Genomic DNA, 5,692 nt, shown 5'->3' with positions numbered 1-5,692 from the left:
TAACTCCATCTGCAACGTCAGATAATCCTGTTAATGTTAATTTAATTTATTTACAATATTTAAACTAATTAAAAACTACTACCAATATGGAAATCATGTACGAAGTAAGACAAAAAATAAGTAATCATCCTGTTCTAACAGATTTAGAACGCGATGTTGTGGTTTACAGAACAGCTGATAACATGGATGTAAAACAAATGCCTATTTCTGCAAGAATAGAACATTTTAAAGATGTTGAAGGTGTAAGAACACTTTTACATGAGTTCACTAGAGAAGTAAAAGATTGGATTGTTAGCAATGATTACGAAATCAAAAAGCGTGATAAACAAAATCAACCAATTTTGGACGAAGATGGGAACGAAATTAAAGTTCCTGCATTCGATGCTTATCAAGCAATGATTTTACAAGCTTTAGAACCAATTTTGAAACAAGGAATTTTGAACGACGATTCAGAATTAAAACGTTTTGATTAATGAATTTCATTTTAGTAATCCTAGCAAAGTTGCTGTATTTAGCGATTGAACCGATTAATTTCATTTACGTGATTTTAATCAAAAAGAAATTCACTTGGAAAAGATTAAACGGCTATTTCCGTAATGAAGCTTTAGCGATTGACAGGTTTGGAAATTCGCAATACAGATCGTTGTTTAATGCTTGGTTTGTCAAAGAAAAAGGTTACAAACACGGAAATATTAACGAAACGATTTCATCTGTTTTAGGGAAAAACGAGTATTTCGGTACACTTACCAAAACAGGAAAATTCTTGGTTAAAATTCTAAATTTTATAGACAAAAACCATTGCGCAAAGTCAATCGACTGGGACGTTTAAACATCATTTAAAACACAATTAAAATCAATCAAATTACACTCGTAAAACATACGAGTGAGGATAAACTCATTTTAAAATTAATATGAAAACAGGTAAAAAAGGACTTGATCTAATCAAGAAATATGAAGGTTTTTTTGCTAAACCTTACGAAGATCCTATCGGTATTCCAACCATTGGATATGGTGCAACTTATTATCCAAACAAAGTAAAAGTAACGATGAAGGATAAACCATTGACAGAAAAACAAGCATCTGACTTATTAGTCCAAATGCTAAAAGTGTATGAGAATCAAGTCGCTTTGTTGGTGACAAAACCAATCAATCAAAATCAATTTGATGCGTTGGTAAGCTTTACTTACAATCTCGGAGCAAACAACTTAGGAAAATCAACATTGTTGAAGAAAGTAAATAAAAATCCGAATGATCCTACAATTGCAAATGAATTCATGCAATGGGTGAATGCTGGTGGTAAAAAGTTTAATGGACTTGTAAAAAGACGTAAAGATGAAGCAGCTTTGTATTTTTCTTAGTCTGTTTTTGGTGCTGAGTTGTGCCACTAAACGCAAAACAAAGGAAGTAGAGAAAACGGAAATCAAGACAGAAAACCTCTTACAAAATGATTCTGTTTTTCGACTAAACTCAAAAGTTTCAAAAATTGAAACAAACCAAACTTTTAACGAGTTTGAAAGTGTTTTAAAAGCATTAAACGTCCAATATGATGGTGAACAGGGTAATGATCTGAAAGTTGTCTTAAATCGTACAGAAAAAGGCACAGAGTTAAATGTTTCAGGAAAAGGAAAAGCTAATTACAATGAAAATACCGAGCAAGTAAAGAATTTAACTCGTAATGATGTTGTAATTGTTTTTGATTCTATTATTGACGCTCGTGTAGAGCAATATAAAAAAGAACGTGGTCAACAATTAGTTGATAGTTTCAAATCCAATACCGAAAAAGAAAAATCCGATATAAGTATTTGGGTTTATGTTGTTGTAGGTTCAGTTCTCGTAGTTGCTACAGTTATTTATGTAGGTATTAAACAAATTAAAAAATAAATTATGGTAAAAGAATTATTAGCAAATTTTGAAAAAGAGATTGATTCATCTATTCAGGTTGAAGAATCTGAAAAAGAGGTGGTCTACAGTTCAATTAAATTAGATATGCTTTCAGGAGCAAAAGGAGCTTTAGAGTTATTATCTAAGAACGATCAATTCATTGATGAATCATCTAATGTTAATTTAGAAACAATTGGACAATTAATTTCTGATATAAATGATGAAATTGAAATGATAGTTCAGTCTATGTGACTGACAAATTAGTCTTAATGTTTAAGCAAAACTTAACTCTTAAATACACTATAAAGATAGTGATAAATACTGGTTTGACCAAATAATTAAGTCTAAAAAAGTGATATTTTTTGAGTATTTTTGAAAAAAAAGATGTTAACAGAAGGATTAATAAAACATAATATTGTTAAGTCAACTAAATTTAATAATTTGTATGAAATTTCACTTGATTATTTGAAAGACAATTCAACAAAACATTCAATAACTAATACCTTTGATCATAGCTATTTTCGTCCTGTTATAGTTTCAACTACCTATCAATTTGATGAAATTATCTTTGCTTCAGATGGTTGTTTGGAGATTGATGACTTCGTGTATATGATTCATCATATAAATGATAATATTATTTATTTAGATTTACTATCATACCCAATAAGTAAAAGCCCTTTAAAATAGTTTTAAAGGGCTTTTACAATACTTCTCAATTGATGTGATATATTTGTTCAGAATCTGCGAAAAAATGTACATTTCAATTTAAAATCGTGTACATTTCTATTTCGCGATTATACTAATAACTATTTAATGCTATCAACTTCAATGATCTATAAACATTCACTTTTATAAATTATTTACTTTTCTATGATTCACTAAATAAAAGAATATTCATTAAAAGCATTTTTACAATTAATAAAATAACTTATTAATAATAAACACTTTAAACTTTATTATTTCAGAATAAACATTTACATACATGACTAAACAGCAATTGATTGAGAATAAAATATAATTTTATAATTCAATGAATTAACACTTTAAAATAATGAAAAAAATTTACTTCAAACTTATTGGTTTAACCATGGGTGTATTTATGTTAGCTAGTAATAAAACTAATGCACAAGTCTATGTTATTGGAAATGGAGAATACGCAACAAGTGTATCAAACGACGGAAATGTTGTTGTTCTTTTTGGATTAGACAACAATTATTATTGGACAAAAGATAAAGGTGTTCAACAATTAGGAGAAATAGTACCTGGAAGTTATAATGGTGGTGTTTCTACAGTTACAGCTGACGGAAAAATAATTTCTACTAATGTTGTTGATCCTAAAACAGGTATTAATCAAATTGCTACTTATAATTTAGAAAAAGATGAGTGGAATTATTTAGGTGGTCTTGGTAAAATTGTCGATAGTGAAACAAGTTCTGTATGGGGTATGACAGGAAACGGATCGGCAATAGTTGGAATCGCAAGTACATCTGACGGATATGGTCACGCTGTTAAATGGACAAAAGAAACTGGTTTAGTTGATTTATTTGGACAAAGGAAACAGGAAAAATCAGTTTAGATGAATATGTAAAAAATCTAGGATATGATAATTTAGGAATTACCTTTTCTTTGCCTTATGCAATATCTAAAGACGGAACAAAAATTGTCGGTGTAGGAAGAACAACTGAAGAAGCAGTTTCTTTTATGATTTCTCTTCCTAAATTAGGAACTTCAGAAGTAAATCAAGTTGAATATTCTGTTTTTCCTAATCCTACAAGTGATATAATAAACATTGAAACAAAAGGAAAATTATCTTCATCAATATTATATAATATGACTGGACAAAAAGTTCTTTCTACTAATGAAAAACAACTTAATATTTCGTCCCTACCTAAAGGTACTTACGTTCTAAAAACAATTATTGATGGAAATGAAAACACTAAAAAAATTATTAAAAAGTAAATTTTATTAATCAATATTTAACAAGCCGGAAATTAATTTCTGGCTTGTTTATTTATTACTATAATATTTTCAATAAAAATTATTAAAATTAATTCAAAGAATTTCCTTAAAATCATTTAACTAACAAAACATACAAAATAATATTAATCAACACTTTATTCTTTATAATTTAAGAAAACAATATAACTTTATCCAAAACAAATCATCCTCAGTTAATAAAGTCTAAATTTATCATTCAAATTAATTAACACAGAAATTTATTATGAAAAAAATTTACTCAAAACTTAAAAGTTTAGCTGTATTATCAGCTTTAATTGGGGGAACAAGCTTTGTTAATGCACAAGTTTATGTTGTTGGAGATGGTCAAACTGCATACAGTGTATCAGAAAATGGAAAAGTTGTAGTATTAAACACAGTTGATAATAATTTTTATTGGACACCAGAGAAAGGTATTCATTTATTAGGAGAAATTGCTTCTGACACTTCAAACTCAGGGCATCCATTGGTTACTGCTGATGGTAAAAAAATTGCTGTAATGGTTGCTAAACCTGAAACAGGTGTAAACCAAATGTCTATTTATGATATCGAATCTGACACATGGAAATATCTAGGCGGACTTGGGGGAGTTTCAGATAACGAAACAAGTTCTGTTTGGGGAATGAGTGCTGATGGAAAATATATTTCGGGATTAGGTGCTACTAAAGACGGAAGTTTTCATGGTATTGTGTGGAACGAAGCAACTGGATTTACAGATTTAAAAACTGATGGCGAGTATTATTCTCGAGCGAATGGAATTAGTGATGATGGTAAAATTGTTGTTGGTTGGCACGATACTGACTTTGACCGTTGGGGTGTTTACTGGGAGAATGGTGAAAGACATCAAGTTTTAGATCAAGACGGATATGAAGTTCTTGAATTAGCAGGAGTTTCTGGTAACGGAAAATGGATGATTGGTGCAACGGGAGAAGATGTAGCTATGCGTTACAGTAAAGAAACAGGCGTACAATTGATAGAACATCCTAAACAAGGATTCTATTTTAATGGGGCTGCAACAGCTATAAATACTGACGGTAGCGTTATTGTAGGTTTTTATAGACCTTGGCCTGGACCTGCATTCATGGGAGAAGGATTTATTTGGACTGAAAAAACAGGACGAGTTGAATTAAATGAATATGTAAAATCTCTTGGTTATGATGATTTAGGTATTACATTCGCATTACCTCTAGGAATGTCTAAAGATGGAACTAAAATTGTTGGTTTAGGCAAAACCGATGAAGGTGTTGTTTCTTTCCTTATTTCTTTACCTAAATTAGCTACTACAGAAGTTAATACAGTAAAATTTGATATATATCCAAACCCAAGTTCAGATGTTATCAATATAGAAAGTAAAGGAAATGTAACTGCTTCTGTTTTATACAATATGGCTGGACAAAAAGTTCTTGATTCTGATAAGAAACAAATCAATATTTCTTCTTTACCTACAGGAACTTATATTTTAAAAACTACTATTGATGGTAAAGATGTTACGAAAAAAGTAATGAAAAAATAATTTACCTTTATTCATATCATAAAAAAATCTCGAGCAGATGCTTGAGATTTTTTTATTTAATTAATTTTCTTATTTCGATTTTATTTTAGGAATTATTACCTGTCAAATCTATAAAAAGATAAAAGATACGCCTATCAATTTTTCGAAAGGAACTTTAATAGAAATCATTGCAATTACAGTTTTGGCAATCTTTTTTTACTTCCACAATGATGTTGCGAGAGCTTTTCGTTACGGAATTTACTATTGGATTCCGATGATTGGAATTATTCTAATTTTTGCATTACAAAAAGGTTTCTTTTCGAG

At 29.6% G+C, this 5,692-nt stretch carries 9 protein-coding genes; all 9 read left to right on the top strand.

The window, feature by feature from the left end; translation table 11 throughout:
• The first annotated feature begins 86 nt into the window (after positions 1 to 86).
• Positions 87 to 473 (top strand): hypothetical protein, encoded by a 387-nt coding sequence (locus N5D90_RS16895; protein ID WP_280063450.1) that lies wholly within the window; start codon positions 87 to 89, stop codon positions 471 to 473.
• Complete coding sequence (locus N5D90_RS16890; protein WP_280063449.1) at positions 473 to 829, top strand: hypothetical protein; 357 nt, start codon at positions 473 to 475, stop codon at positions 827 to 829. The genes N5D90_RS16895 and N5D90_RS16890 overlap by 1 nt, the downstream gene beginning before the upstream one ends.
• An 82-nt stretch (positions 830 to 911) precedes the next feature.
• The gene (locus N5D90_RS16885; protein WP_280063447.1) at positions 912 to 1,358 is read left to right on the top strand and encodes a lysozyme; all 447 of its coding nucleotides are present in this window, start codon (positions 912 to 914) and stop codon (positions 1,356 to 1,358) included.
• Complete coding sequence (locus N5D90_RS16880) at positions 1,333 to 1,881, top strand: hypothetical protein (RefSeq protein ID WP_280063446.1); 549 nt, start codon at positions 1,333 to 1,335, stop codon at positions 1,879 to 1,881. The genes N5D90_RS16885 and N5D90_RS16880 overlap by 26 nt, the downstream gene beginning before the upstream one ends.
• Positions 1,882 to 1,884: 3 nt before the next feature.
• Positions 1,885 to 2,133, top strand: a complete 249-nt coding sequence (locus tag N5D90_RS16875) for a hypothetical protein (RefSeq protein ID WP_280063445.1) — start codon at positions 1,885 to 1,887, stop codon at positions 2,131 to 2,133.
• 132 nt (positions 2,134 to 2,265) lie between these two features.
• Positions 2,266 to 2,568 carry a hypothetical protein gene (locus N5D90_RS16870; RefSeq protein ID WP_280063444.1) on the top strand — a complete coding sequence of 101 codons (303 nt, stop codon included), beginning with the start codon at positions 2,266 to 2,268 and terminating at the stop codon, positions 2,566 to 2,568.
• Positions 2,569 to 2,932: 364 nt separating this feature from the next.
• Complete coding sequence (locus tag N5D90_RS16865) at positions 2,933 to 3,457, top strand: hypothetical protein (protein WP_280063443.1); 525 nt, start codon at positions 2,933 to 2,935, stop codon at positions 3,455 to 3,457.
• Between the two features lie 50 nt (positions 3,458 to 3,507).
• Entirely contained in the window at positions 3,508 to 3,840 is a 333-nt protein-coding gene (locus tag N5D90_RS16860; RefSeq protein WP_280063441.1) for a T9SS type A sorting domain-containing protein, read from the top strand.
• Between the two features lie 262 nt (positions 3,841 to 4,102).
• Positions 4,103 to 5,389, top strand: a complete 1,287-nt coding sequence (locus N5D90_RS16855) for a T9SS type A sorting domain-containing protein (protein ID WP_280063440.1) — start codon at positions 4,103 to 4,105, stop codon at positions 5,387 to 5,389.
• Positions 5,390 to 5,692: the final 303 nt, after the last annotated feature.

Origin of the sequence: Empedobacter sp. GD03797 (genome assembly GCF_029842105.1) — a bacterium.
Taxonomy (GTDB): domain Bacteria; phylum Bacteroidota; class Bacteroidia; order Flavobacteriales; family Weeksellaceae; genus Empedobacter; species Empedobacter falsenii_C.
Note: the sequence above shows the minus strand (reverse complement) of the source record. Positions and strands in the feature narration are given on the sequence as shown.

Coding starts and splice junctions, on each gene's coding strand:
- N5D90_RS16885 (WP_280063447.1), top strand. CDS start 912: ATGAAAACAGGTAAAAAAGGACTTGATCTAATCAAGAAATATGAAGGT.
- N5D90_RS16890 (WP_280063449.1), top strand. CDS start 473: ATGAATTTCATTTTAGTAATCCTAGCAAAGTTGCTGTATTTAGCGATT.
- N5D90_RS16855 (WP_280063440.1), top strand. CDS start 4,103: ATGAAAAAAATTTACTCAAAACTTAAAAGTTTAGCTGTATTATCAGCT.
- N5D90_RS16875 (WP_280063445.1), top strand. CDS start 1,885: ATGGTAAAAGAATTATTAGCAAATTTTGAAAAAGAGATTGATTCATCT.
- N5D90_RS16895 (WP_280063450.1), top strand. CDS start 87: ATGGAAATCATGTACGAAGTAAGACAAAAAATAAGTAATCATCCTGTT.
- N5D90_RS16865 (WP_280063443.1), top strand. CDS start 2,933: ATGAAAAAAATTTACTTCAAACTTATTGGTTTAACCATGGGTGTATTT.
- N5D90_RS16880 (WP_280063446.1), top strand. CDS start 1,333: ATGAAGCAGCTTTGTATTTTTCTTAGTCTGTTTTTGGTGCTGAGTTGT.
- N5D90_RS16870 (WP_280063444.1), top strand. CDS start 2,266: ATGTTAACAGAAGGATTAATAAAACATAATATTGTTAAGTCAACTAAA.